Annotated in this window: 24 protein-coding genes; 18 read left to right on the forward strand and 6 right to left on the reverse strand. The window is 60.5% G+C overall.

Features of this window, described 5'->3' with window-relative positions; genetic code table 11:
- The first annotated feature begins 27 nt into the window (after positions 1-27).
- Positions 28-432 (forward strand): PaaI family thioesterase, encoded by a 405-nt coding sequence (locus tag P8S53_RS15170; RefSeq protein WP_277804813.1) that lies wholly within the window; start codon positions 28-30, stop codon positions 430-432.
- A gap of 284 nt (positions 433-716) precedes the next feature.
- Here P8S53_RS15170 and P8S53_RS15175 read toward each other — a convergent pair whose 3' ends face one another.
- Positions 717-1,319: a DUF1285 domain-containing protein gene (locus P8S53_RS15175; RefSeq protein WP_277804814.1), complete on the reverse strand. Its 603-nt coding sequence runs from the start codon at positions 1,317-1,319 to the stop codon at positions 717-719.
- Positions 1,320-1,394: 75 nt separating this feature from the next.
- Between P8S53_RS15175 and P8S53_RS15180 the strand changes: the two genes are divergently transcribed.
- The 10 genes from P8S53_RS15180 (at position 1,395) to P8S53_RS15225 (ending at position 13,742) form a co-directional block, all read left to right on the forward strand.
- On the forward strand, positions 1,395-2,402 hold the full coding sequence (locus P8S53_RS15180) for a MoxR family ATPase (protein ID WP_277804815.1): 1,008 nt from the start codon (positions 1,395-1,397) through the stop codon (positions 2,400-2,402).
- Positions 2,399-3,292, forward strand: a complete 894-nt coding sequence (locus tag P8S53_RS15185) for a DUF58 domain-containing protein (RefSeq protein WP_277804816.1) — start codon at positions 2,399-2,401, stop codon at positions 3,290-3,292. The genes P8S53_RS15180 and P8S53_RS15185 overlap by 4 nt, the downstream gene beginning before the upstream one ends.
- Positions 3,292-6,063, forward strand: a complete 2,772-nt coding sequence (locus P8S53_RS15190; protein WP_277804817.1) for a DUF4159 domain-containing protein — start codon at positions 3,292-3,294, stop codon at positions 6,061-6,063. The genes P8S53_RS15185 and P8S53_RS15190 overlap by 1 nt, the downstream gene beginning before the upstream one ends.
- A complete protein-coding gene (locus tag P8S53_RS15195; protein ID WP_277804818.1) occupies positions 6,060-8,132 on the forward strand; it encodes a hypothetical protein in 2,073 nt (690 codons plus the stop codon). Before P8S53_RS15190 ends, P8S53_RS15195 begins: the two co-directional genes overlap by 4 nt.
- Before the next feature lie 212 nt (positions 8,133-8,344).
- Entirely contained in the window at positions 8,345-9,499 is a 1,155-nt protein-coding gene (locus tag P8S53_RS15200) for an ABC transporter permease (RefSeq protein WP_277804819.1), read from the forward strand.
- Positions 9,499-10,278, forward strand: coding sequence for an ABC transporter ATP-binding protein (locus P8S53_RS15205; RefSeq protein WP_277804820.1), 780 nt, complete (start codon positions 9,499-9,501; stop codon positions 10,276-10,278). Before P8S53_RS15200 ends, P8S53_RS15205 begins: the two co-directional genes overlap by 1 nt.
- 3 nt (positions 10,279-10,281) lie before the next feature.
- Positions 10,282-11,988: an MlaD family protein gene (locus tag P8S53_RS15210; RefSeq protein WP_277804821.1), complete on the forward strand. Its 1,707-nt coding sequence runs from the start codon at positions 10,282-10,284 to the stop codon at positions 11,986-11,988.
- The gene (locus P8S53_RS15215; RefSeq protein WP_277804822.1) at positions 11,985-12,626 is read left to right on the forward strand and encodes an ABC-type transport auxiliary lipoprotein family protein; all 642 of its coding nucleotides are present in this window, start codon (positions 11,985-11,987) and stop codon (positions 12,624-12,626) included. The genes P8S53_RS15210 and P8S53_RS15215 overlap by 4 nt, the downstream gene beginning before the upstream one ends.
- Before the next feature lie 82 nt (positions 12,627-12,708).
- Positions 12,709-13,287 carry a YqaA family protein gene (locus P8S53_RS15220; protein ID WP_277804823.1) on the forward strand — a complete coding sequence of 193 codons (579 nt, stop codon included), beginning with the start codon at positions 12,709-12,711 and terminating at the stop codon, positions 13,285-13,287.
- Positions 13,287-13,742, forward strand: a complete 456-nt coding sequence (locus P8S53_RS15225; RefSeq protein WP_306417950.1) for a disulfide bond formation protein B — start codon at positions 13,287-13,289, stop codon at positions 13,740-13,742. Before P8S53_RS15220 ends, P8S53_RS15225 begins: the two co-directional genes overlap by 1 nt.
- On the opposite strand, the gene P8S53_RS15230 is transcribed toward P8S53_RS15225, so the two are convergent.
- Positions 13,739-14,038, reverse strand: a complete 300-nt coding sequence (locus P8S53_RS15230) for an usg protein (protein ID WP_277804825.1) — start codon at positions 14,036-14,038, stop codon at positions 13,739-13,741. The genes P8S53_RS15225 and P8S53_RS15230 overlap by 4 nt on opposite strands.
- A gap of 192 nt (positions 14,039-14,230) precedes the next feature.
- On the opposite strand from P8S53_RS15230, the gene gyrA reads away from it, so the two are divergent.
- The 4 genes from gyrA to P8S53_RS15250 all read left to right on the forward strand — a co-directional run bounded on the left by gyrA (position 14,231) and on the right by P8S53_RS15250 (position 18,070).
- Positions 14,231-16,984 (forward strand): DNA gyrase subunit A, encoded by a 2,754-nt coding sequence (gyrA, locus tag P8S53_RS15235; protein WP_277804826.1) that lies wholly within the window; start codon positions 14,231-14,233, stop codon positions 16,982-16,984.
- On the forward strand, positions 16,968-17,309 hold the full coding sequence (locus P8S53_RS15240; RefSeq protein WP_277804827.1) for a hypothetical protein: 342 nt from the start codon (positions 16,968-16,970) through the stop codon (positions 17,307-17,309). Before gyrA ends, P8S53_RS15240 begins: the two co-directional genes overlap by 17 nt.
- Before the next feature lie 198 nt (positions 17,310-17,507).
- Entirely contained in the window at positions 17,508-17,630 is a 123-nt protein-coding gene (locus tag P8S53_RS15245) for a hypothetical protein (protein ID WP_277804828.1), read from the forward strand.
- Positions 17,631-17,719: 89 nt separating this feature from the next.
- A complete protein-coding gene (locus tag P8S53_RS15250; protein ID WP_277804829.1) occupies positions 17,720-18,070 on the forward strand; it encodes a DUF6614 family protein in 351 nt (116 codons plus the stop codon).
- 35 nt (positions 18,071-18,105) lie between these two features.
- On the opposite strand, the gene arsJ is transcribed toward P8S53_RS15250, so the two are convergent.
- The 4 genes from arsJ to P8S53_RS15270 form a co-directional block, all read right to left on the reverse strand.
- Positions 18,106-19,356, reverse strand: a complete 1,251-nt coding sequence (gene arsJ, locus P8S53_RS15255) for an organoarsenical effux MFS transporter ArsJ (RefSeq protein WP_277804830.1) — start codon at positions 19,354-19,356, stop codon at positions 18,106-18,108.
- A 102-nt stretch (positions 19,357-19,458) separates the two neighbouring features.
- Entirely contained in the window at positions 19,459-20,484 is a 1,026-nt protein-coding gene (locus tag P8S53_RS15260; RefSeq protein WP_277804831.1) for an ArsJ-associated glyceraldehyde-3-phosphate dehydrogenase, read from the reverse strand.
- A 3-nt stretch (positions 20,485-20,487) separates the two neighbouring features.
- Positions 20,488-21,336, reverse strand: coding sequence for a metalloregulator ArsR/SmtB family transcription factor (locus tag P8S53_RS15265; protein WP_277804832.1), 849 nt, complete (start codon positions 21,334-21,336; stop codon positions 20,488-20,490).
- Between the two features lie 225 nt (positions 21,337-21,561).
- Positions 21,562-22,185 (reverse strand): helix-turn-helix domain-containing protein, encoded by a 624-nt coding sequence (locus P8S53_RS15270; RefSeq protein ID WP_277804833.1) that lies wholly within the window; start codon positions 22,183-22,185, stop codon positions 21,562-21,564.
- A gap of 66 nt (positions 22,186-22,251) precedes the next feature.
- Between P8S53_RS15270 and P8S53_RS15275 the strand changes: the two genes are divergently transcribed.
- Genes P8S53_RS15275 through P8S53_RS15285 form a run of 3 tightly spaced genes read left to right on the forward strand, consistent with a single transcriptional unit; the run spans position 22,252 to position 25,612 of the window.
- Positions 22,252-23,763 carry a class I adenylate-forming enzyme family protein gene (locus tag P8S53_RS15275; protein WP_306417952.1) on the forward strand — a complete coding sequence of 504 codons (1,512 nt, stop codon included), beginning with the start codon at positions 22,252-22,254 and terminating at the stop codon, positions 23,761-23,763.
- On the forward strand, positions 23,760-24,392 hold the full coding sequence (locus tag P8S53_RS15280; protein ID WP_277804835.1) for a DsbA family oxidoreductase: 633 nt from the start codon (positions 23,760-23,762) through the stop codon (positions 24,390-24,392). The genes P8S53_RS15275 and P8S53_RS15280 overlap by 4 nt, the downstream gene beginning before the upstream one ends.
- A complete protein-coding gene (locus P8S53_RS15285; RefSeq protein WP_277804836.1) occupies positions 24,389-25,612 on the forward strand; it encodes a multidrug effflux MFS transporter in 1,224 nt (407 codons plus the stop codon). Before P8S53_RS15280 ends, P8S53_RS15285 begins: the two co-directional genes overlap by 4 nt.
- Positions 25,613-25,644: the final 32 nt, after the last annotated feature.

Genomic DNA, 25,644 nt, shown 5'->3' on the forward strand with positions numbered 1-25,644 from the left:
CCATGCCAGCAAACCGGAGTTCGTGCCATGATTGATCCGCGCATTGCAGACAGTTTTGCCCGACAATCCATGATGGCCAGCCTGAATGCCGAATTGCAAGCGGCCATGCAGGGGCGCTGCATCATTCATGCCCCGATCCTGCCAGCATACGGCCAGCAACACGGCGCGGCACATGCGGCGGTTGCTTTCGCACTGGGCGATTCTGCCGCGGGCTATGCCGCGCTGACCACCATGCCCGCAGGGCAGGAGGTGATGACCGCCGAGATGAAGATCAACCTGTTATCCCCCGCCATGGGCGACACACTGGAAGCCACCGGCGAGGTTGTCCGCGCAGGCCGCAGGCTTATTGTCGTGCGCGCGGAAGTGACCGCAGTGTCAGGGTACACCCGCAAGGTGGTGGCGGTGCTGCAAGGCACGATGATCGGGGTGTGACGATCCACGCAGGCGCGGTCGGCGAAACACAAGGCCGGTTGAAGATGGCCTTGTGCAGACATCGGGAAAGCCCCAAGGCGCGGAGCAAAGGGCGCAGCCCGCCGCGCCATCGGTGGGCCGTCCCGCGGCCTGCCGATTTGGCTGATGGCAATCCAAGCCATTGAAGTAAGGATATGCAGCCTGCATAAACTGCATTCTTATAATGTCGGATCGGCAGACCCCGGCCCACCGCTGGCGCGGGCTTTGTGCAAACGTGAATGACCGTAAAAGGCCAAACCGAAATGCTACCCAAGTTCGTCAGACGCAATCACAGGGAAAAACACCCCGCCCGACCAGATGCCAAACCACTGCGCGCCTGCATGCATCTCATGGGTGCACAATTCCACCAGCCGGTAAAAGCTTTTGCGGTCAATCAAGGCCTCCAACCCGTCGCGGATCATGACATAGGGCGCAGGTTCACCAGTATCCCTGTCGCGAATAACGCGAATGGGGTGGTCCGCGCCTGCGGGAGCTTCATCGCCAACATTGGTTATGAACACTATTTCCTGTCCCTGTCCGGTCCCGTCAATACGGAAATCCACCGCAACAAAGGGCGCGTCATCCACGGTGATTCCCACCTTTTCAACAGGTGTGACCAGGAAATACTTGCCATCTTCCAGCTTCAGAATGGTCGAAAACAACCGCACCAAGGCGGGCCTGCCAATGGGTGTGCCCTGATAAAACCACGTCCCGTCCCGCGCAATGCGCATATCCAGATCCCCGCAAAAAGGCGGGTTCCACAGATGCACAGGGGGCAAACCTTTGCCTTTTGCGGCGGCTTGTGCCGCCTGCGCCAGCGTATCTGCCGACGGGGTCACGCTATTTTGTTCATCAGATGTTTTTGTCATTGGCCGCCTATGCGATATGTCACAATCTGATAGATAGTCGTTTGACACGAAAAATCACCCCGAAGGAGCGCCCCGATGAGCACTGAAACCGACCTGATCGCCGCGATCGAGGCTTTGGGCGACAAACTGGCACAGGCCCGCGCCAGCATAAACCGCCGCTTCATCGGTCAGAAAAACGTCGTTGACCTGACGCTGACCGCCATGCTGTGCGGTGGCCACGGCCTTTTGATTGGCCTGCCCGGTCTGGGCAAAACGCGGCTGGTAGATACTGTGTCAACCGTCATGGGCCTGAAGGGCAACCGTATTCAGTTTACGCCCGACCTGATGCCTGCGGACATTCTGGGGTCGGAAGTGCTGGACATCTCTGACGATGGCAAGCGTGCGTTCCGGTTCATCAACGGGCCGATTTTCTGTCAGTTGCTGATGGCAGATGAAATCAACCGCGCCAGCCCGCGCACGCAGGCTGCGCTGTTGCAGGCCATGCAGGAAGGCGAAGTCACCGTCGCGGGCGCACATCACCGGCTGGAACGCCCGTTCCATGTGCTGGCCACCCAGAACCCGATTGAACAAGAAGGCACATATCCCTTGCCCGAAGCGCAGCTGGACCGGTTTTTGGTGCAGATTGATGTCGTCTATCCCGACCGCGACACAGAACGCGACATCCTGATGGCGACAACCGGTCTTGAAGATAGTGCAGCCCATCAGGTTTTCACTGCGGCTGAATTGCTGGAGGCACAGGCATTGTTGCGCCGCATGCCGGTTGGTGCAGGTGTGGTGGATGCGATTCTGGATCTGGTCCGCGCCTGCCGCCCGGACGAGCCGGAAGCCCATGAAGCCGCGCGCGACGCTGTCAGTTGGGGACCGGGGCCGCGCGCGGCGCAGGCGCTTATGCTGACGGTGCGCGCACGCGCGCTGCTGGACGGGCGGCTGGCGCCATCGCTGGAAGATGTCGCAGCCATGGCACGGCCCGTGCTATCGCACCGTATGGCTCTTGGTTTTGCCGCACGGGCACGCGGCGAAAACCTTGGCGCGATCATCGACCGTGTCGCCGCCACCGCCACCCGGATGGAGGACGCTGCTTGACCCAAACAGATGCCGACCTGCAAGCCACCCTTCGCAGCCGCGCAGAAGGGCTTGCCGCCCCCCTGCCCGCGTTGCTGGCGCAGGCCGAGCAACTGGCAGCCTCGGTCCTGCCGGGCGCGCACGGGCGCAGGCGCGCGGGCACGGGCGATGAATTCTGGCAATACCGGCCTGCAACCGCATCAGATTGGGGTGCGCGTATCGACTGGCGGCGCTCGGCGCGGTCAGATGCGCATTTTGTGCGCGAAACTGAATGGCAGGCCGCACAAGCCGTGACGCTATGGGTTGATCAATCACAGGCCATGGACTTTTCGGGCCACCGGTCGCGCCCGTCAAAAGCCGACCGCGCAAGGGTGCTTGCGCTGGCACTATCCGTGTTGTTGCTGAAGGGGGGCGAACGTGTGGGCCTGATGCCGGATATGCCACCGCGCGCGGGCCGCGCGCAGCTTGATCCGCTGGCCGCGCGGTTGATGCAACACCATAGCGCGGAAGATTATGGCACACCGCCTATGTCCGTTTTGCCCGCGCACAGCCAGACTGTGTTTCTGTCCGATTTTCTGGGCGATCAGACTGCGCTGCAAGATGCGGTTGGGCGCGCGGCCGATCGGGGCGTGCGCGGGGCGCTGGTGCAAATTCTGGACCCCGCTGAAGAAGAATTCCCCTATCAGGGCCGGTCCATCTTCACGTCGATGGGGGGGGGCTTGCGCCATGAAACACTGCGCGCCGCCGATTTGCGCACGCGCTATCGCAACCGTCTGGCGGAACGCAAGGATATGCTGGCAGATCTTGCGCGCGCAACCGGATGGCAGATGCTGACCCACCATACCGACCAGCCCCCCGGCCTTGCGCTGATGTGGCTTTGGCAACAGCTTGATGCAAGGCGGGTGCGCTGATGTTCACTGTTGGACCAATAGGATTTGCAACCCCCGCCCTGCTGCTGGCCCTGATTGCGCTGCCCCTGCTGTGGTGGCTGCTACGCGCAGTGCCGCCCGCGCCGGTCATCCGGCGTTTTCCGGGGGTGGCGCTGCTGATCGGGCTGAAGGATGAAACGTCTGAAACAGACCGCACGCCGTGGTGGCTGCTGGTGCTGCGCGCATTGGCAGTGGCCGCATTGATCATCGCCTTTGCTGGCCCCGTGCTGAACCCCCAACCCGCGCGCGACGGCACTGGGCCGCTGCTGGTCATCACCGATGCAAGCTGGGCAAGTGCCCGCGACTGGCCCCAGCGGCAGGCGCGAATACGCGATATTGTGACCGAAGCAGGCCGCACCGACCGCCCTGTCGCTGTGGTTGCATTGACCGACCTGCCAGCAGGCGAAATTACCTTTCGCACGGCCGATCACTGGCTGGAACGCCTGCCCGCACTTGCCCCTGCCCCCTATGCGCCCGATGCGGAACGCGTGCAGGAATGGCTTGGGGAACTGACGGGCGGTTTCGACAGTTACTGGCTGTCCGACGGGCTGGACCATCCTTACCGGTCCGCGGCTTTGGATCTGTTGCAGCGGCGCGGCGCGGTGACTGTCTTTGAAACATCGCGCCCTGTCATGACACTGGCACCGCCGGTTTTGCGTGATGGCGTGGTGCAGCTTACGGCCTATCGCCCTGCCGGTCTGGCGCAGCAAGACATCCAGATAGCGGCGACTGGCCGCGACCCTGCGGGGATGGAACGGGTGCTGGCCAGCGGCACGGCCAGCTTTGGCGACGACAGCACCACTGCCGCGCTGGAGCTGACATTGCAGCCGGAACTGCGCAACAGGATTACCCGTTTCCAGATAACGGGTGAACGCAGCGCCGGTGCCGTGGCCCTGACAGATGACGCGCTTCAACGCCGCAAGGTTGCCTTGCTGACGGGGCGCGAGGGGCGCGAGGGGCTGGATCTGTTGTCACCGTTTCTGTATCTGCGCCAAGCGCTTGGTCCGGTGTCGGAACTGATCGAAAGTGCATCCGTCGACGACCTTTTGCTGACCTCTCCTGATGCATTGGTTCTTGTCGATATTGCGCAATTGTCCGAAGTTGAATCCGCGCAGGTGCTGGATTTCGTCAATGATGGCGGGCTGCTGTTGCGTTTTGCAGGGCCACGTCTGGCCGCAAGCGATGTGGCGCGCAGCGAAGAAGACCCCTTGTTGCCGGTCCGTCTGCGCATTGGCGGGCGCACGGTCGGCGGCGCCATGAGTTGGGGTGAACCGCGCAGCCTGCGCGAGTTTGCACCGGATTCCCCCTTTGCGGGGCTAAGCATTCCGCGTGATGTCACGATCAGCGCGCAGGTGCTGGCCCAACCCGACCCCGGACTGGGTGAACGCACCATTGCGTCGCTTGCTGATGGCACACCACTGGTCACACGCAAGTTCAGTGGCAGCGGTCAGGTCGTTCTGGTTCACACCACTGCCAATGCGGACTGGTCCAACCTGCCACTCTCGGGGTTGTTTGTGGACATGCTGGAACGGCTGGCCCTGTCCACCCGCCCCACCACACCTGACGCGCAGGAACTGGCAGGCATGGACTGGCAGCCCCAGCGCGCCCTTGACGGCTTCGGGCAGGTTCTGGATGCCAGCGCCGCGCCTGTTGTGGCAGGCAGCGCACTTGCAGACCGTGCCTTCGGGCCAGACCTGCCGCCCGGTGTCTATACCAGCGCGGCTGGCAGTTTTGCACTGAACATAGGCCAGGACGATATGACGCTTGTTCCCAGCCAATGGCCATCCACACTACCGCTGGAACGCGACAGTGTGGCACAGGAACGTGACCTGAAGGCACTGTTTTTGCTGGCGGGCTTTGGCGCATTAACACTCGACATTCTGGCCGCACTTTGGCTCTCGGGCCGGTTGCGGCGCGGACGCGGCGGTGTGACGGCTGCATTTCTGGTCGGGGCATTCATGGCGTTCGGCATGCCGCAAGATGCCCGCGCCGACGATGACCGGCTGGCACTGGCGGCGACATCGGATGTGGTTCTGGCACATGTGCTGACGGGCAATTCGCGCATCGATGATGTGGCGCAGGCGGGCCTGCGCGGTTTGGGGCGGGTGCTGTACCAGCGGACATCTGTTGAACCGGCCGCCCCCATCGGGGTTGATCTGGAACGCGATGAACTGACCTTCTTTCCGTTCATTTACTGGCCCATCACCGAAGATACGCCAATCCCGTCGGACGCGGCCTATACGAAACTGAACCGCTACCTGCGCGGGGGCGGGATGATCATGTTCGACACGCGCGATGCTGAACTGGCAGGGCTGACACGCACCACCCCCGAAGCGCGCCGCCTGCAAGCCATCGCACGCCCGCTGGACATTCCGCCGTTGGAACCTGTGCCCGAAGATCATGTGCTGACGCGCACCTTCTATCTGTTGCAGGAATTTCCGGGCCGCCACACCGGCCGCGATGTCTGGGTCGAAGCCGCACCGCCAGATGCAGAACAGGCCGACGGCATGCCGTTTCGCAACCTCAATGACGGGGTCACACCCGTTATTGTCGGCGGGCATGACTGGGCGTCCGCATGGGCCGTGGATGAAGGCGGGCAGCCCATGTTCCGCATCGGCATGGGCGTCACGGGCGAACGGCAGCGCGAAATGTCCTATCGGTTCGGGATCAACCTGATTACCCATGTGCTGACCGGTAATTACAAATCCGATCAGGTGCATGTGCCCGCCCTGCTGGAAAGGTTGGGACAATGACAGGCACCCAAGATATCGTATTCGCCCCGCTGGTGCCTGTCTTGGCGCTATGGGTTCTGGCAGGGCTGGCGGCGGCAATGGTCGCACTGGCGCTATGGCAGGGGCTGCGCGGCTGGTGGTTGCGCGGGCTGGCGGCACTGGCGGTTCTGGCCGCACTGGCCAACCCGTCCTTGCAAAACGAAACGCGTGAACCACTCTCCGACATCGCGCTGGTTTTGGTGGATGACACGGCATCAAACCGGATCGGGGGACGCGACGCGCAGACCGAAGCGGCCCTTGCCCATCTGGAAGGCTCGCTTGCGGATCTGGCAATGGATACGCGCATCGTCACCGTCGCAGACGATGCAGGTAACGCTGGCACACAGTTGAACACCGCCTTGGCCGAGGCATTGGCAGACCTGCCGCGCGACCGGCTTGCGGGGGTTTTCGTGGTATCTGACGGGCAGGTGCATGATGCCGACCTGCCGGTGTCCGTGCCTGCGCCGACCCATCTGCTGAAAACCGGACTGGCCAGTGACTGGGATCGCAGGCTGATCATTCGCAATGCACCCGCCTTCGCCATTCTGGGCGAACCTGTGACCCTGACCCTGAAGGTCGAAGATCAGGGCGCGGTTCCACCCGACACGTCGCGTTTTACGACGCTGCGCTATTCCATTGACGGTGCGGAAGAACAATCCGCCATGGTGCCGATTGGCGAAGAGATGGAACTGACCGTCACCCTTGATCGCGGGGGAATGAATGTTTTGCAGTTCGAACTGGACGAAGCACCGGGGGAACTGACCACCCGCAATAACGCCGCCATTGTCCAGATCAACGGGGTGCGCGACCGGCTGAGTGTGCTGCTGGTATCGGGTGAACCGAATGCAGGGCAACGCACATGGCGCAACCTGCTGAAATCCGATCCGGCCGTCGATCTGGTGCATTTCACCATTCTGCGCCCGCCTGACCGCCAGGATGGTGTTCCGGTGGATGAATTGTCGCTGATTGCCTTTCCCACGCGCGAGCTGTTTGTCGAAAAGATCGATGAATTTGATCTGATCATCTTTGACCGCTACCGCCGTCGGGGCATCCTGCCCAATGCGTATTTCAGCAATATCGCGCGATATGTGGAAGAAGGCGGCGCGCTGCTGGTCGTGGGTGGGCCGGAACTGGCAGGGGCCGAATCGATCTGGCGGTCGCCCTTGGGCGATATATTTCCAGCCCGCCCGACAGCGCGCGTTATTGAACAGGGGTTTCGCCCCCAGATCACGGAACTTGGCCAACGCCACCCCGTGACAGGCGGCTTGCAGGATCAGGCCCCCGCATCCGAGGATGGCAGCCCTGCTTGGGGACGCTGGTTCCGTCAGATTGAAATGGAGCATGAGCGCGGACAGGTTGTCATGACCGGCGTGAATGACCGCCCGCTGCTGATGCTGGACCGCGTCGGAAACGGGCGCCTTGCGTTGCTGGCATCGGACCAGACATGGCTTTGGGATCGCGGATTTGAAGGGGGCGGGCCCCAACTGGAATTGCTGCGCAGGCTTGCACATTGGATGATGGGCGAACCTGAACTTGAAGAAGAAACCCTGACGGCCACATCCGAAGGCAACCGTATCACCATTTTGCGCCGCACCCTGCGCGACGAGGTGGGAGAAGTGACAATCACGGCCCCCGACGGCACCGAAACCGTCACCCAACTGCGCGAAGACGGGCCGGGCGAATACCGCGCGGAATGGGACGCGCCCGAAGTGGGGCTGTATCGGCTGTCAGACGGGGAACTGGACACGGTCGTTGCACTTGGCCCCCGCGCCCCGCGCGAGTTTGAAGAAACCATCGCCACATCGGGGCATTTGCGCACGCTGGTCGATTCACAACGTGGCGGCGTGGTTGAACTGGAAGATGGCATGCCCGATCTGCGGCTTGTGCGCGAAGGGCGCACCGCGGCAGGGCGGAACTGGCTGGGGCTGACCCCGCGCGACGCCTATCTGACAACCGAACTGCGCAGTGCCGCCTTGTTGCCGGGCTGGCTGTGGTTACTGCTGGCGGCAGGGTTTGCCCTGGGCGCATGGCTGCGCGAGGGGCGCAGGTAGCACGCCACGCAAGCGCCCAATACCGTGACCGGGTTTCATGCCCAGCCGCTTGAAGCCAGATGGTTTGTATTGTTGTGCCTAAACAGTCACAATACCCCTGTTGCAGCAATTACCCACGGCCTCGGAGCATGGCCGCCACCGCATACTGACGATATACGCTGGACTAATCAGACCAGAGTCTTAGTTCCAGGTTTCCATTAGAGGGCGTCCATTTGACCGAAGTTCAGCCGATTGGTGACAAAGCGCAGATCGACAGCGCTGACCCCGATTTCGGGCTGGAACAACACGGCGATATATGGGTTCTGAGTGGCGAATTGACGGTGCGCAGTCTGGGTGCGGCCCTGCCCCGGCTTATGGCACTGGATGGCACCACACTTGCGCTGGATCTGCGCGGCCTGACACGGTTTGACACCGCAGGGGCATGGGCGTTGTTGCATCTGCGTGACCAACGACAATCTGCGGGCCATGATGTGACAGTGCACGCCCAGACCGCAGATCAGGAAGCGCTTATTGCCCGCGTCGAACAGGCCATTCCCGACGCACCGGTAATCAGCACTGAACGCCGCAGCATCAATGATGTGCTGGCCGCGATTGGTCAGGGTGTTGTTGGCGTGGGCCGGTTTCTGGCTGAAATTCTGGCCATGCTGGGCGTATTTCTGGCAAGGCTGGCCTATCTGGCGCGTCATCCGTCACAGTTTCGGTTAACCGCGCTGATCTATCACGCCGATCAGGTGGGATGGCGCGCGGTGCCCATTGTGTCGCTTATGGCGTTTCTGATCGGGGTTGTGCTGGCCTTTCAGGGGGCGGTGCAGTTGCGCCAGTTCGGGGCGGAAATCTTCGTGGTCGACCTGATTGCGATTTCCATTTTGCGCGAATTGGGCATTTTGCTGACCGCCATTATTGTGGCGGGGCGCACCGCATCCAGCTTCACTGCGGCCATCGGGTCCATGAAGATGCGCGAAGAAATCGACGCCATGAACACGCTGGCCATTGATCCCGCCACCGTGCTGTTCGTGCCGCGCATTCTGGCGCTTTTGATCACCTTGCCCATTCTGGGGATGGTCGCGAATGTCATGGGGCTGTTTGGCGGCGCGCTGATGTCGTGGATTGAACTGGGCATTTCACCTGCCATGTTCCTGACACGGCTTATCGAAGATACCAGCCTTGATCATGTCCTTGTGGGCTTCATCAAAGCGCCGGTATTTGCCATCATCATCGGGGTGATCGGGTGCCATGCCGGCATGCAAGTGGGCGGGAATGCCGAAAGTCTGGGGCAGCAGACATCATCCGCAGTGGTGCGCGCAATCTTCGCCGTGATCCTGGCAGACGCGCTGTTTTCCGTTTTCTTTGCGATGATGGGTATCTGATGAAACAAGATGCCGTCATCCGCCTAAGGGGCTTGTGCAACCAGTTTGGATCAGATGTGGTGCACAACAATCTTGACCTAGATGTCTATCGTGGCGAGGTTTTGGGCGTTGTCGGCGGCTCGGGCACCGGCAAATCGGTGCTGCTGCGTTGCATTGCAGGGCTGCGACCGCCGCAGGCAGGCAGTATCGAGATTTTTGGACGCGACGCCCTGAACTGCACCGAAGCTGAACGCCGCGCCATCGACCAGCGCATGGGCGTCATGTTTCAGGATGGTGCCCTGTTTTCCAGCCTGACCGTGCGCGAAAATGTGGAAGTGCCGATGCGCACCGTTCCCGGCCTGACTGCCGCCATGCGCCGCGAGCTGGCAGATCTGAAAATCTCCATGGCGGGGCTGCCTTATGTTGCGGGTGACAAGTTTCCGTCAGAACTGTCGGGCGGCATGCGCAAGCGCGCAGGTCTGGCACGGGCGCTGGCGCTGGACCCTGAAATCGTGTTTCTGGATGAACCCACCGCCGGGCTGGACCCGATCGGGGCATCGGCCTTCGACGAGCTCATTAACGGGCTGTCGCAAAGCATGGGCCTGACAGTGTTTCTGGTCACCCATGATCTGGACACGCTGCACGCCACATGCGGCAGGATTGCCGTGCTGGCCGAAAAGAGGGTGATGTATACGGGCACAATGTCCGATATGCTGGATGTGGACCACCCATGGGTACATGAATATTTCCACGGTCCACGCGCGCGCGCGGCGCTGGACACGAAAGAAAGGATCGCCTGACGCATGGAAACGCGGGCAAATTATGTTCTGATCGGTGCTTTCGCCCTGGCGGGTTTTCTGGGAATCCTGGCTTTTTTCTTAGCGTTCAGCAAATATCAGTTTGATCGGCAGTTCGCCTATTATGAGGCCAATTTCGAAGCCGTTTCAGGGTTGTCACGGTCCGCCGATGTGCGGTTCGCAGGACTGCCGGTCGGGCAGGTTCTGGATGTCAGCCTTGCGCCTAACGGGCGGGTGCGTGTGGTGCTGGAAGTGGATCGCGCAACACCTGTGCGGGCGGATTCGGTGGCAATCGTCGACAGTTCAGGCATTACCGGTGTGGCGTTTGTGTCCATATCGCCCGGTTCCGCGGCCGCCGAATTGATAAACGAGCGCGATGACGTGCCCGAACTGGAAGTCGGACGCTCTACGATCCAGTCATTGACAGAAACCGCCCCGCGCATTCTTGAAGAAGCGCTGACGGTTGTTGAACAGGTCAACCAGTTGCTGGGCGAAGAAAACCAGAACCGCGTTGCGGGCATTCTGGACAACATAGAACGATCCTCAGGTGATTTAACCGCCGCACTGGACAGTTTTGCGGGCTTTACCGACACGGTGGCGGCCGCAACAACAACTTTCGCAGAATTCAGCGACAATCTGGCCCCCATCCTGCGGCAGGCAGAAAACACATTGGAAAGTCTGGAATTCGCCATCGACGAAATTGCCCTTGTCGCAACCGAGGCGCGCTACACATTCGAGGCGGGCACCCAAACACTGAACACGGCGGATACATTTGTGGCAGGTGAACTGACCGCGCTTGTCGCCGAACTCAGCGATGCGGCGGCATCGATCCGCGCCGAACTGGAAGGGTTCAGCGAAGAAGCGCAAGTCATGTTTGGCGAATTCACCCGCACCAGCAGCGCTGCAACCCAACGCATCGAGGCGCTGGACCCTGCCCTTGCACGGCTGGACCCGTTGCTGGCACGCGCCGATGCAACCCTACAATCCGTCGAGCAGATGGCAGGAAACATCGACACCCTTGTCACCGGTGACGGCACGGCACTTGTTGCAGAAGCGCGTGAAATGGTGGCCAACGCGCGTGATGCAACGGCGTCCATTGCGCGGGCGGCCGAAACCGACCTGCCCCTGATCATGGCCGATATTCGCGCCGCAACCGAAGAAATCCGCGGGGTGGTCGCAAATGTGGGCGAAGACCTGTCCAGCGCATCCGGCCAGATTGATGCCGTGTCTGGCGCGGGGCTGCGCGCACTTGATCAGGTGACCGACACATTCGCCAATGCCAACACCACACTGGATGCCATAAACCGCGCCCTGGTTACAGGTGAAAGCACCCTGCAAGCAGCGGAGCGTGCGTTTGTCGGCGCAGACCGCGTCATCAACGAAGATATCGGCCAGATCACCGAAGATCTGCGCGACGTGCTGGGCAGATTGGGCAGCGCGGTGGATTCCGTCGCCGATGACATTCCCGAAGTGACCGCCGATTTGCGCCGCACCGCCGAAAGTGCTGCGCGCGCCTTTGATGAGCTGAGCGCGATCATCCGCGACAGTGGCGCGCCAGTGCGTGAATTCACCACGACCGGCTTGCCCAATATCAGCCAGCTGGCGCGGGAAACGCGCGGTCTGATCTCGAATCTGGACCGGCTGACGCGCCAGATCGAACGTGACCCGACACGGTTTTTCCTGAACCGTCAGACACCGGAGTTCAGAAGATGACCCTTACTCGCAGACATCTGATAACCACCACGCTTGCGCTGACAGCCCTTTCGGGGTGCGGGGCAGTATCGGCGTTAAATCAGGCAACAACACCACTGGACGCCTTTGAGCTGCGCGCCCCCCGCGACCTGCCGCAGGCCGGGCGCATGCTGGCGCGATCCCTGAGCGTGGAGCCGCCAACCACATCGGGCGCGCTGGACACAGACCGCATTCTGATCAAGCCCAATGCCGTGCAGTCGCTGTATCTGCCCGGAGTTCGCTGGTCCGAGGATGCACCGCAAATGGTGCAAACGCTGGTGCTGCGCGCTTTTGAAGACACTGGCGCGTTGTCCTATGTCGGACGCCGCCCCTTGGGCGGGTCGGGCGACTTTGCCTTGATCAGCGAAATCACGGATTTTCAGGCCGAGCTTGGCCCCGATGGCGATTCTGTGGCAACGCGCATGCGTGTTACCGCGCGTATGGTGCGCGAATCTGATGCACATGTTCTGGCACGGCGCAGTTTTTCGGCAACAGCACCTGCCGCATCCAACAGCGCGCTGGATATCGTTGAAAGCTTCAATGTAGTATCGGATAGGTTGATTACCGATCTGGTGCGTTGGGGGCTGGACAGCATCGGTTTGCGTTTGCCCGCAGCGTGATGAACCCGCATGCCTGAATGGGGGCTGCCGGCCCCCATACCCCCGGGGATATTTGCCCCAGAATGAAGGAGCGATCAGGTCTGTGTTGAAATCACTATATGAGTGGACCATGTCACTGGCGCGCCATCCGCATGCGCTATGGGCGTTGGCCGTCGTGGCCTTTATTGAGAGTTCGGTTTTTCCGATACCACCCGATGTGTTGATGATCGCCATGATTGTGGCACGCCCGTCACGGGCATTCGTTATCGCGGGTGTGGCGACAGTGGCGTCGGTTGCAGGTGGGATGGCGGGCTATTTCATCGGATATGGCGCATTCGAGACCCTGGGGCGGCCAGTGCTGGAGTTTTATGGCAAAGATGCCTATTTCGAGCAGTTTCAGGCACGCTACAACGAATGGGGGGCCTGGGCTGTGTTGATCGCGGGGGTGACACCTTTCCCTTATAAGGTCATCACCATTCTGTCAGGGGCGACGGGGTTATCATTGCCGGTGTTCATTGTTGCATCGGTGATTGCGCGGGCAATTCGCTTCTTCGTTGTTGCGGCCTTGCTGTGGAAGTTCGGCGCACCAATCCGTGATTTCATCGAGCGCCGTCTGGGGCTTATGTTCACGTTGTTTGTGGCGCTGCTTTTGGGCGGTTTTCTGGTGGTGAGGTATCTGTGATGCGAAGGCGGGCGCAGTTGGTAGCACTTGCAGGGTCGTTAGGGCTGCTGCTGGGAGCACTGGCGTTTCAGTATATTGGCGGCATGGCGCCTTGTGCCTTGTGTATCTGGCAACGCTGGCCCCATCTTGTTGCCCTGCTGGGGGCGGGCGCATTGGTCCTGCCCGGGCCGTATTTTGCGCTGATTGGCGCGGCGGGGGCGGCCACATCGGGGGCGATCGGGGTATACCATACCGGGGTCGAGCGCGCCTGGTGGGACGGCCCGTCAAGCTGTTCCGCCGGCGGCAACCTGTCGGGCATGAGTGCGCAGGAGTTGCTGGATCAGATCATGGCCGCGCCAGTGGTGCGCTGTGACGAAGTACCCTGGGAGATGCTGGGCCTGTCGATGGCAAGCTGGAATGCGGTGTTGTCTTTCGGCATTGCCGCGCTGTGGCTGGCAAGCCTGCGTTTGCGCTAGGGTTTGCGCAGGCGCCGCCCCGGAAATTCGCCGATTTTGAATTCCCCCACGACATGGCGCCATTCACCTGCACGCAACTGTTTGCGATGGGTGAAGCGCACGGAATGCAGGGGGCCGTCGATACTGCCCTGCCAGAATTCAATGAATTCAAACAGCCGCGGATAGTCAGGGGCAAGGTCGTAATCCTGCCAGACAAAGGTGTTGAGCACATGGATGTGGTCAGGCATGCGGTAAGTCATTTCCGCCGTGGTCAGACCATAGCCCTTGAGCATAAGTTCGACAGGGGATGTGTCCATTTCAGACCTCTTGTTGCTGTGGATACTTAAATCATGCCAAGAGAATAATAATAATCAATGAAAACATGCTGTTGTCACTATTGACAGGCGGCTGCCAAGGGGTATCGCTTTGCGGCATTGCACCCCATATGATGGTTCTGGTAAGGTAGCATCGACGAGATATAGTGAATACCCAAACCGCGCGAGGATCAGGTGAGCGATAGCCCCGAAACCCCTGAAAATATTGACGAAACGCCGCCGGCTGGCCCTGGCGGGTCAACTGTTTCGATCACGCAGGAAATGCGCGCGTCTTATCTTGATTACGCGATGAGCGTGATTGTCAGCCGTGCCATTCCCGATTTGCGCGACGGCTTAAAACCTGTGCACCGGCGCATTCTTTATGCGATGCATGATACCGGCAACACCCATGACAAGCCTTATCGCAAGTCGGCGCGTGCCGTGGGCGAGGTGATGGGCACCTATCACCCGCATGGTGACAGCGCGATTTATGACGCATTGGTGCGCATGGCGCAGCCGTTTTCCATGTCGCTGCCACTGCTGGACGGGCAAGGCAATTTCGGGTCCATGGATGGCGATAATGCCGCCGCCATGCGCTACACCGAAGTGCGTATGGATAAGGCGGCTTCTGCGCTGCTGGCAGATATCGACAAGGATACGGTCGATTTCCAGTTGAACTATGACGGGCGCGACAAGGAACCGACCGTGCTGCCCGCGCGATTCCCCAATATGCTGGTGAATGGCGCAGGCGGTATTGCGGTGGGCATGGCGACCAATATTCCGCCCCATAATCTGGGCGAGGTGGTGGATGCCACGCTGGCGCTGATCGAAGACCCCGACCTGTCGTCGGAAGCGCTGATGCAGTATATCCCTGCGCCGGACTTTCCGACGGGCGGGTTGATCCTTGGTCGGACAGGCGCGCGCAAGGCCTATCTGGAAGGGCGTGGATCGGTTGTCATCCGCTCCAGAACCCATATCGAGGAAGTGCGCAAGGATCGTTTCGCCATCATCGTGGACGAGATCCCCTATCAGGTGAACAAATCGACCATGGTCGAGAAAATCGCCGATGCCGTGCGCGAAAAGAAGATCGAAGGCATTTCTTCCGTCGCTGACGAATCCGACCGGACCGGCGTTCGGGTTGTCGTGGAACTGAAACGCGATGCGACCCCCGATGTTGTGTTGAACCAGTTGTTCCGCTTTACGCCCATGCAAACCAGTTTCGGCTGCAACATGCTGGCGCTGAATGGCGGGCGGCCAGAGCAGTTGATGCTGCGCGATTTCCTGACGGCCTTCATCGGGTTCCGCGAAGAAGTGGTGACGCGCCGCACGGCCTATGAGTTGAACAAGGCGCGTGAACGCAGCCATGTCCTGTGTGGTCTGGCAGTCGCGGTGTCCAATGTCGACGAGGTTGTGGCCACAATCCGGTCTTCGGCCGATCCCGCAGAGGCGCGCGAGAAGCTGATGACGCGGCGCTGGCCCGCCATGGATATTGCGCCCTATATCCGGCTGATTGATGACCCCAGCCACACAATGAATGACGATGGCACCTATAACCTGTCGGAAGTTCAGGCCCGCGCCATTCTGGAACTGCGCCTGCAACGCCTGACCGCCATGGGCGTCAAGGAAGTCACCGACGAGCTGGAAAGTCTTGCGGCCAAGATCAAGGATTATCTGGACATTCTGCGTTCCCGCGCACGGGTGATGGAAATTATCGGGACCGAATTGCGCGAAGTGCGCGATGCTTTTGCTGTGCCGCGCCGTACCGAGATCGTCGACTGGGCCGGCGATATGGATGATGAAGACCTGATCGAACGCGAAGACATGGTCGTGACCATCACCAGTGGTGGCTATATCAAGCGCACACCTTTGGCTGATTTCCGCGCGCAGCGCCGCGGCGGCAAGGGGCTGTCAGGCATGGCCACCAAGGATGATGATGTTGTCACACAGCTGTTTGTGGCCAACACCCACACGCAGCTATTGTTCTTCACCACTGACGGGATGGCCTATAAACTGAAGACATGGCGCTTGCCGTTGGGCGGGCGCACCACACGCGGCAAGGCGATGGTGAATATTCTGCCGATTGCCATAGGTGTCAGCATCGCGGCCATCATGCCGGTGGAACGCCCGGAAGATGAATGGGAAAATCTGCAAATCGTGTTCGCCACATCGGACGGGTCCGTGCGGCGTAATGCGCTGTCGGATTTTGTGAATGTGAAATCCAACGGCAAGATTGCGATGAAGCTGCCCGAAGGCGTCAGCCTTGTGAATGCGCGTATCTGTGACGAAGATGATGATGTCATGCTTGTCACCGCATCCGGGCGCGCAATCCGGTTCCGCACAACGGATGTGCGCGTGTTCAAGGGCCGCGATTCGACCGGCGTGCGCGGTGTCCGGCTGGGTGACGGGGATGGTGTGGTCAGTATGGCCGTGATCCGCCATTTCGAGGCCAGCCCCGAAGAACGCGCCACCTATCTGAAGATGCGCCGCGCCATGGCGGGCGTTACCGATGATGAGGGCGAAGATGAAGAAGACGCCACCGAGGGGGCCTTGTCACCTGAACGCTATGCGGAAATGTCAGCCTGCGAAGACCTGATTCTGACCATATCTGAAAAAGGTACGGGCAAATTGTCGTCCAGCCACAACTATCCGGTGCGTGGTCGTGGGGGCATGGGTGTCGCCGCAATGGACCGCGCCATGCGGGGCGGCGCGCTTGTGGCCTGCTTCCCGGTCGATGCAAATGACCAGATCATGCTGGCCACATCCAAGGGCCAATCCATTCGCGTGCCGGTGCAGGGGATCTCTTTCCGGTCGCGGTCTGCGGGTGGGGTGAAGGTGTTCAACACCTCGAACGGGGAATTGGTGGTGTCTGTGGCACGCGTGGCAGAAACCGGCGACGAAGAAGCCGAGGCTGACATCATACAAGGTGACGAGGATGCTTCCGGGGCTTGAGGAAGCCCTGAAGGATTGCGCAAGGCAGCGTATCACGCTGACTTATGGTCAAATGGCGGAGCGTCTGGAAATTGACGGTCCGCGCCGCATTGCAAAACTGACCAGCGTGCTGGAAACCCTGATGGAACAGGATGCAAAAACCCTGCAACCGCTGCGCGCCGCATTGGTTGTGGGGCGCGGCACAGACGGGCTTCCTGCACGGGGCTTCTTTCAGAAAGCACAGGCACTCGGGCTGTGTGAATATCCCATTTCACCGACGCGGGCGCAGGAATTTCACGCCCGCCAGCTAAAAGACCTGTTTGCGGGCACCCGCACGCAGATCTGAAGAAGACAAAACTTCCATAAAATACAATGAAACCTGCATTGCACTGACGTGTCCGTGCCGCAAAGGCGACGCGATGCGCGTGCTTGTTAAGGTCAGATCATGCCAGCAATCAGGCAGGGCAGAAAGCATGAAGAGGGTATTGCGATATATGGTAAGTACATGAATAATTTTATTATTTTATAATCAGGCGCGGTCACTGTGGACTGGGTTGTGCTGACGGTCGCGATAGTGGGGTTGGGTGTTTCGATCATCGCCTATATGTCCACCGGGGCGCTTGAACTGGCAGAAAAGGTAGAACAGGAATTGATTGTGACCGACTAACCGCGTGCGTGATGCGGTCGGTTCATGTCGGGTGAAAACCTTTGTTAGGATTTTCATGACATCTTGCACCCAATCACAGGAAGGTGCCCATGAACCAATATATCTGCATGATCGACCTGAAACCGAACGCACATCCATTGGCCTTTGCGCGGGCGGCAGAACAGTGGTTCGAGCGGCTGAAACATGCCGGGAAAATTTCTGGATGGTCCCTGCTGCGCCGCAAGCTGCGCCTTGCTGGTCCGGGATATGGTGATTTCATACTGATGGTGGAACTGGCCGATCTGGCACAACTGGATCTTGCGTTCGGCCACCTTGCCGAAGGGGACCATGACGCAGCGCGCGATTACGACCAGATACATGGCATGATCGACAGGGTCGAAGTCGGGCTATACCGGCCCTATCCGGATGATGCACAAGTGGAACGACTGGCTGTGATCTAAAGCACTTTCAGATACTTGAACATGCAAGGCGTCCCTTATGGGTCTGTGACAAATCGCCTTGTGATCAGCCAGCTTGTCGTCGCCATCAATCCCGCAGTCGCAAGGCATAATGGCAGCCCCCCGATCTGGTAACTGATCCCCGACAGAAGCGTGCCCAGCAAGCGCCCTGCCGCATTTGCCATATAGTAGAAACCCACATCGCGGGTAATCCGGTCCGCCGCACCAAACGCAAGAATCAGGTAGGAATGAACCGCGGAATTCAATGCAAAGACAAACCCGAACACCAGCAAGCCCACAACCAGCAGAACCGTCAGCCATGGTGCCGGACCGCCCGCCAGCGCGGCCGCAGCGGCAAGCAGGAACGGAACAGGAACCAGCAGCCCCGCCCACAAAATTGCCTTTCGGGTAATCGCGCCTTCGGATTGGGCCTTACCCCCCAGCAGGTGCGGCGCGAAGGCCTGCACTGCACCATATCCGATGATCCACAACGCCATGAACCCGCCGACCAGAAAAAATGCCTCTCGTCGCCCTTCGGCCGTGCCATCCGAGAAGACCGCCTGAAAATAGATCGGTATGCCCACCACGAACCACACATCGCGCGCCCCGAACAAAAACAGGCGTGCAAGGCTCAGGCGGTTCACGCGCGCATCCAATGATCGCCACCCCGACCATGTATCCGCACCTTTCATGCGCCCCGGCAGCCCTTCGGGCAAGAACGCAAGCACCGCCACAAGTATGATTGCAAGCACCGCCGCCATCCCCCAGACTGCCGCCTGAAACCCCGCCAGCGCCAGCAGGGCCGCGCCCAACAGAAAGCCCGCGCCCTTGACTGCGTTTTTCGACCCGGTCAGTGCTGCAACCCACTGAAACAAGGCCCCCTCACGCGATGGGGCCAACAGCTTCACGGCGGATTTGGATGACATCTTGGCCAGATCCTTGGCCACGCCCGACACGCCCTGCACAGCCATCACAAACACCACCGAAGCTGTTATCGACCATGCCGGATCAAGCTGGGCAAGCGCCACAAGTGCTGCGATTTGCAGGCCGAGCCCGGCGTAAAGCGTTGCGGCCAGCCCGAAACGTGCGGCCAACCATCCCGCCGCAAGGTTGGTGATGATGCCCGCCACCTCATACAAGACAAACAGCCACGCCAATTGGACCGGGGAAAAGCCCAGCGCGTTGAAATGCAAAAGCACCAGCATCCGCAAAGCCCCGTCCGACAGCATGAAGGCCCAATATGCCGCAGTCACAGCCATATAGGCGCGCAAAGGGTTGGCAGTGCTCATGAACAGGCGCCTTTTGTTTGAAGACAAGGGTGGGGGCTGTCTGCCCCCCACACCCCCCGAGGATATTTGAGCCAGAATGAAAAGCGTATTGGGCAGATAGCGTTACAGGGATTTGACGACCATGCGGGCAATATCGCCCAATCGGCAGGCATAACCCCATTCGTTGTCATACCAGGCGTATAGCTTCAGCTGGGTGTCGTTGATCACCATCGTGGACGGCCCGTCGATGATGGCGGATCTTGGGTCATTGGTGAAATCACTGGAGACCAGCGGGCGTGTTTCAAAGCCCAGGATACCCTTGAGCGGGCCGTTCGCGGCATCGTTGAGCAGTGTATTCACCTGCTCAACAGTGGTGGGGCGTTCCAGTTCGAACACGCAATCGGTCAGCGAGGCATTCAGCAATGGCACGCGCACAGCATGCCCGTTCAGCCGACCTTTGAGTTCGGGATAGATCAGCGTAATCGCGGTGGCGCTGCCGGTTGTTGTCGGAATGAGGTTCATCAGCGCCGAACGCGCGCGTCGCATATCCTTGGCGGGGCGGTCAACGATGGTCTGGGTGTTGGTGACATCATGGATGGTGGTGATCGACCCATGCCGAATTCCAAGCGCTTCATGAATCACCTTGACTACCGGGGCCAGACAATTGGTTGTGCAGCTTGCGGCGGTTACAATGTCATGCTGCGCGCGATCATAGAGATGGTGATTGACGCCATAGACCAGGTTCAACGCGCCCGCGTCCTTGACCGGGGCGCTGACGACCACCTTGCGCACGCCAGCAAGGAGATAGGGTGCCAGTTTTGCGACCGTCTTGAATACGCCGGTGCAATCCACCACGACATCAATGCCCATATCGGCCAGTGGCAAATCCTCGATCCGGCGCGCATGGGTCAGGCGGATGCGCAGTCCGCCCAGCACCAGCGCATCCGAGTCATGCGATACAGATGTGCGCCACCGGCCATGAACACTGTCAAATTCCATCAACAGCGCATGTTGTTCCGCATCGCCAAGCGGGTCATTGAGCAGCACAATCTCGCCGCCCGAGCCGCTGTCAATCAGGTCACGCAGAACAAGTTTTCCGATGCGTCCAAGGCCATTGATCGCAATTCTGGGCGGATTTTGTGACGGCATGTGTCAGGCTTTCTCTATGATCAGGGCATCGGCATCAATCGCGTCGATGCGGGTTTGCAGGGCAAGCCGGTCAAGCGCGGCCACCGGCAAGGCAACGAAAGCTGCAATCCTGCGGCGCAGCGCGGCATAGGTCAGGGCGAAGGCGGCTGTTGCGTCGCCATTGGCGTGGGACGCCTGCACCGGATCAGGCAAGCCCCAATGACCGGTGATCGGGCATCCCGACCATCGCGGGCAGTCCTGTGCTGCAGAGGCGTCGCAAACGGTGAACACAAAATCCATCTTCGGGGCGTCGGGTGCCTGAAATTCTGCGATATGTTTGGACCGCAAGCCGCGCGGGACGTGCCCATTCCGCCGGAGTATATCAAGTGCCGCGGGATTGGGGTGCGCTGCGGGGCGGGTGCCTGCGGAATGGGCGGTGAAACGGCCAGCACCAAGGTCACGCAACAACACTTCGGCCATGACCGAGCGGGCCGAATTGCCCGAGCAGACAAACAACACACTGAATGCGCGTGCGCCGCCTGTAGACAGCTCCGCTCGCGCAGACAGCACAGGCGCCAGCAGATCAGGGCGCGCGCGACCGACATCCAGCGCAAGATAGCCGATCAGCGCTTCCGCCATGTCCAGATCGACCGCATAGTAAAGCGACCGCCCCTGCCGGGAAGCTTGGAGCAGCCCGGAGCGCACCAGATCACGCAGATGATGCGACAACGTATTCTGCTTCAACCCCAATGCCTGCGCAATTTCCGTGGGCCGCTGCCCGCGTGGCGCAAAGCGCATCAGCAACCGGAAGACCGACAGGCGGTCAGGGTGACCAAGGATTGCAAAGACATGTGCCGCGCGAATTGATTCCATATTTCATGAATAATGGAAATGAATGACGGCGACAAGTGATGATTTTGCGGCAACCCTCGCCGGAACGAGGCCCGGGCAGCGCATGTCATTACAAATTGGGATGCGGGCTTGCAGCCCCGAACGGCGCGCGCAGCACGATACAGGGGGTATTCACGCGACAGGCGCGGGATTTGACGCAAGCGCAAAGCGTGCGACACTGGCGCGTCCGTCAGGGCAAACAGGCTGTCAATCGAGTGACGTGACCCAAAGGATCTCGGCGTCCTCGCGCGAGAGGGAAATGACATTATGGCCCATGGTCGCATCATAATAGGCGCTGTCACCGCGCTTCATATCGACAGGCGCGTAAAATTCTGTAATCAGACGGATTTCACCCGTCAGCACATACAGGAATTCTTCGCCGCCATGGCGCACCCAGCCGTCAAAATCCTGCATGTCACGGGCGCGGACACGGGCCTGATACGGCAGCATTTTCTTCGATGTCAGTTGCGCCGCAAGCAAGCGGTGGTCATAGGTTGGCGTCGGGTGGGCGGTTCCTTCGTTGCGCAAGGTCAGGGCCATACGCCCGCTGGCACGCGTCACTTCAGGGGGAGTAAACAGTTGTGGGACCGAAATTTCCAACCCGCCCGCCAGTTTTTTCAACGCATCATAAGTGGGCGACATCTGCCCGTTTTCGATTTTGGACAAGGTCGAGCGCGCCAGTCCGGCGGCCTTTGCGGCTTGCTCCAGCGTCCAGCCCCGCGCACGACGCAGCGCGCGCACCCGTTCGGCCAGATCTATGGGCTGGGCGGGTTCGACCTCACCGCCCGATCGGGCAATTTTTATGACGTTTGCGTTTTCAGGATCATTCATAGCGGTTCTCTTTACGCAAGCATGCTTGGACTTGCAACTGTCACACGGCGGGCATAAATCATGCACATGTTATCTATCACCGACACGGATATACCCCAGCCCTGCCCCGCGCCGTTCAACATGGCGCGCTATGTGCTGGCTGCGGGGGCGCAAACCCCTGACAAGGTGGCTTTGCAGATTGTCCGTGCAGCCGGGGCCGAGCGTTGGTCCTATGCGCGCCTGATTGCGGCGGTGCGGGGCACAGGGCAAGGGTTGCTGAATGCGGGCCTGCACCCCGGTGACCGCGTGTTGCTGCGACTGGGCAACAGCGTGGATTTCCCCGTGGCCTATCTGGGGGCGCTGGCGGCGGGGCTGGTGCCGGTGCCCACATCCACACAACTGACCGGGCCGGAAGTGACGCGAATTGCGGCGCAAGTGGCACCCGCGCTGGTGCTGGCATCTGCGGGCGTGGCCCTGCCGGACCATCCGGCCCCCACGGTTGACGCCATGCAATTGCGCGCGATGCAGGACTTGCCGCCCTGCGACTGGCATATGGGCGCGCCTGACAGGGCGGGATATATCATCTACACATCCGGCAGCGGGGGAAATCCCCGCGCCGTGGTGCATGCCCACCGCGCCATCCGGGCGCGCCGCATGATGTGGGACGGCTGGTATGGGCTGCGATCTGATGACCGTGTGCTGCATGCGGGCGCGTTCAACTGGACCTACACGCTGGGCACCGGATTGATGGACCCTTGGTCCATTGGTGCGACCGCGCTTATTCCCGAAGCTGGTGCGCCACTGCCGCTGATGCTGAAACGCTTTGATGCGACGATCTTTGCCGCTGTGCCGGGGGTCTACCGGCAAGTGCTGAAGGACGGGCGCAAGCTGGACCTGCCACGCCTGCGCCACGGGCTGTCTGCGGGTGAAAAACTGCCCGAGATCACCCGCAAGGCGTGGCATGATGCGACAGGCACCGAAATCTATGAAGCGCTGGGAATGTCAGAATGCTCCACCTATGTGTCCGCCAGCCCCGCGCGCCCTGCACCTGCGGGGGCATCGGGTTATGCACAGCAGGGGCGACGGCTGGCTGTGCTGGGCACGGATGATCAGCCCGCCCCGCGCGGTGAAGACGGCATGCTGGCAATCCACCGCAGCGACCCCGGCCTGATGCTGGGCTATCTGGGGGACAACGACGCCCCGGACTTGCCGTTAACGGGCGCGTGGTTCCTGACTGGCGATCATGCCCGCATGGCAGATGATGGCGCAATTACCTATGTCGGGCGCAATGATGACATGATGAATGCAGGCGGGTTTCGCGTCTCGCCGTTGGAGGTGGAGCGCGCACTGGCCGACCATCCCGGAATTTCCGATATTGCCTGCACAGAAATCGAAGTGAAGCCCGGCGTCACCATCATTGCCGCGTTCTACACCGGTCCCGCCGCCCTGCCCGTTCAGGAGCTGGAATCCTTCGCCGCCAGCAGGCTGGCGCGCTACAAACAACCGCGCCTGTACCGCCATTGTGACAGCCTGCCGCGCGGGGCCAATGGCAAATTGTCACGCCGCGCCCTGCGCACCATCCACAAGGCCCCGACATGATCGTGCTAGAGATATATTCCGACCCCGTTTGCCCATGGTGCTTTATAGGCAAGGCGCGACTGGACCGCGCCCTTGAAAGCCGCCCCGACCACCCGTTTGATGTTCGTTGGCTGCCGTTTCAGCTAAACCCCGACATGCCCGCCGAAGGTATGGCGCGCAGCGATTACATGGCCATGAAATTCGGCGACGCCCAAGGGATACTGGATGCGCATAAACCGATTATTGACGCTGCGGAAAACACCGGCCTGACGCTGGACCTGCCCGCCATTACGCGCACGCCCAACACCCTGAACGCACACCGGCTGATCCATTGGGCGGGCCTTGAAGGGCGCCAGACCGCTATGGTCAGCACATTGTTCCGCGCCTATTTCCAGCAAGGGCGCGATATTGGCGACGATGCGACGCTGCTGGCACTGGCGGAAACTGTCGGTCTGGACCGCGCCCTGATTGCACGGCTGCTGGACAGTGATGCGGACCGCGACATCATTGCGGCGGCCGACCGCGACGCCCGCGCGCGCGGCATTTCCGGTGTGCCGTTTTTCATTATTGACCAGCAATACGCGGTTTCAGGCGCGCAACCGGTCGAGACATGGCGCAATATCATTGATGAACTGGACCTGTCTGAATGATACCTTTCCCCCCGACCAAACCGTTGCGCTTCGGGGAATTCGTGGCGCTGATGGCCCTTATGACGGCCATGGTCGCATTTTCCATTGATGCCATGCTGCCCGCCCTGCCGGTCATTGGCGCAGAACTGTCGCCATCCGCGCCAACACGGGGACAGTTGGTCATCCCGGCCTTTGTTCTGGGGCTGGGGCTGGGTATTATGGTGTGCGGGCCGGTATCAGACGCCTATGGGCGCAAATCGGTGCTTCTGGTCGGTTTAATCCTGTATATCGGCGGGTCGCTGCTGGCGTCCAATGCCACCTCGATCGAGGGGCTTTTGGGGGCGCGCCTGTTGCAGGGGCTGGGGGCTGCGGCCCCGCGCGTGGTGGCCACGGCAATGGTGCGTGATCTGTATCAGGGCCGCGCCATGGCCCGCGTGACATCCATCATCATGACGCTGTTTGTGCTGTTTCCAGCGGTCGCGCCCTCCATCGGGGCGGGGATCATCCTGCTGGCAGACTGGCGCGCGATTTTCTATGCGTTTGTGGCATTCGGGATTGCCAGCGGGCTTTGGCTGATTTTGCGCCAGCCTGAATCCCTGCCGCCGGAACGACGACGCCCCTTAAGCCCGACAGCGATTGGCAGCGCAATTGCCGAAATCACCACCAACCGTGCGGTTATGGTCTATGTTTGCGCGCTGGTCTTTTCGTTTGCACCGCTCTTTACATGGCTGTCCAACCTGCCGATGATCTTCGATGAAGTTTTTGACCGCGCGTCCAGTTTCCACTTGTGGTTCGCCGCCACCGCGCTGATTTCGGGCAGCGCCAGCTTGGTAAACGCCCGGCTGGTCATGCAATTGGGTATGCGCAAACTGGCGACAATTGCATTCACATGGCAGGTGTGCGTTTCAGCGCTGTTTTTGGTTGTCTGGCAGATGAATCTGCCCGCACCGTGGGATTTCGGGGTATTCTTTGCCTTCATGTGCTCGACATTCTTTACCATCGGGCTGACATTCGGGAACCTGAACGCGCTGGCCTTGCAGCCGCTGGGCCATATCGCGGGAACAGGTGCATCCGTGGTGATGTCGATATCGACGGTGGGGGCGGTTGCCGTGTCGGTGCCGGTTGCGCTGGCCTATGATGGCACGCCCATGACACTGGTTGCCGGCAACCTGACCTTTGCCCTGGGTGCGTTGGGGCTGGTGGTCTATTCACGACGGTTTGAAGCTGCCGATATCGCTTGAACACCGGACCGTTTCGCGCGACCATACGCGCG

It is taken from the genome of Roseinatronobacter sp. S2 (assembly GCF_029581395.1).
In the GTDB taxonomy this organism is placed as follows: domain Bacteria; phylum Pseudomonadota; class Alphaproteobacteria; order Rhodobacterales; family Rhodobacteraceae; genus Roseinatronobacter.

Bases quoted from the DNA above. Each gene is read 5' to 3' on its own strand.
- P8S53_RS15170 (WP_277804813.1), top strand. From the start codon at position 28: ATGATTGATCCGCGCATTGCAGACAGTTTTGCCCGACAATCCATGATG.
- P8S53_RS15175 (WP_277804814.1), bottom strand. From the start codon at position 1,319: ATGACAAAAACATCTGATGAACAAAATAGCGTGACCCCGTCGGCAGAT.
- P8S53_RS15180 (WP_277804815.1), top strand. From the start codon at position 1,395: ATGAGCACTGAAACCGACCTGATCGCCGCGATCGAGGCTTTGGGCGAC.
- P8S53_RS15190 (WP_277804817.1), top strand. From the start codon at position 3,292: ATGTTCACTGTTGGACCAATAGGATTTGCAACCCCCGCCCTGCTGCTG.
- P8S53_RS15195 (WP_277804818.1), top strand. From the start codon at position 6,060: ATGACAGGCACCCAAGATATCGTATTCGCCCCGCTGGTGCCTGTCTTG.
- P8S53_RS15205 (WP_277804820.1), top strand. From the start codon at position 9,499: ATGAAACAAGATGCCGTCATCCGCCTAAGGGGCTTGTGCAACCAGTTT.
- P8S53_RS15210 (WP_277804821.1), top strand. From the start codon at position 10,282: ATGGAAACGCGGGCAAATTATGTTCTGATCGGTGCTTTCGCCCTGGCG.
- P8S53_RS15215 (WP_277804822.1), top strand. From the start codon at position 11,985: ATGACCCTTACTCGCAGACATCTGATAACCACCACGCTTGCGCTGACA.
- P8S53_RS15225 (WP_306417950.1), top strand. From the start codon at position 13,287: ATGCGAAGGCGGGCGCAGTTGGTAGCACTTGCAGGGTCGTTAGGGCTG.
- P8S53_RS15230 (WP_277804825.1), bottom strand. From the start codon at position 14,038: ATGGACACATCCCCTGTCGAACTTATGCTCAAGGGCTATGGTCTGACC.
- P8S53_RS15240 (WP_277804827.1), top strand. From the start codon at position 16,968: ATGCTTCCGGGGCTTGAGGAAGCCCTGAAGGATTGCGCAAGGCAGCGT.
- P8S53_RS15250 (WP_277804829.1), top strand. From the start codon at position 17,720: ATGAACCAATATATCTGCATGATCGACCTGAAACCGAACGCACATCCA.
- arsJ (WP_277804830.1), bottom strand. From the start codon at position 19,356: ATGAGCACTGCCAACCCTTTGCGCGCCTATATGGCTGTGACTGCGGCA.
- P8S53_RS15260 (WP_277804831.1), bottom strand. From the start codon at position 20,484: ATGCCGTCACAAAATCCGCCCAGAATTGCGATCAATGGCCTTGGACGC.
- P8S53_RS15265 (WP_277804832.1), bottom strand. From the start codon at position 21,336: ATGGAATCAATTCGCGCGGCACATGTCTTTGCAATCCTTGGTCACCCT.
- P8S53_RS15270 (WP_277804833.1), bottom strand. From the start codon at position 22,185: ATGAATGATCCTGAAAACGCAAACGTCATAAAAATTGCCCGATCGGGC.
- P8S53_RS15275 (WP_306417952.1), top strand. From the start codon at position 22,252: ATGTTATCTATCACCGACACGGATATACCCCAGCCCTGCCCCGCGCCG.
- P8S53_RS15280 (WP_277804835.1), top strand. From the start codon at position 23,760: ATGATCGTGCTAGAGATATATTCCGACCCCGTTTGCCCATGGTGCTTT.
- P8S53_RS15285 (WP_277804836.1), top strand. From the start codon at position 24,389: ATGATACCTTTCCCCCCGACCAAACCGTTGCGCTTCGGGGAATTCGTG.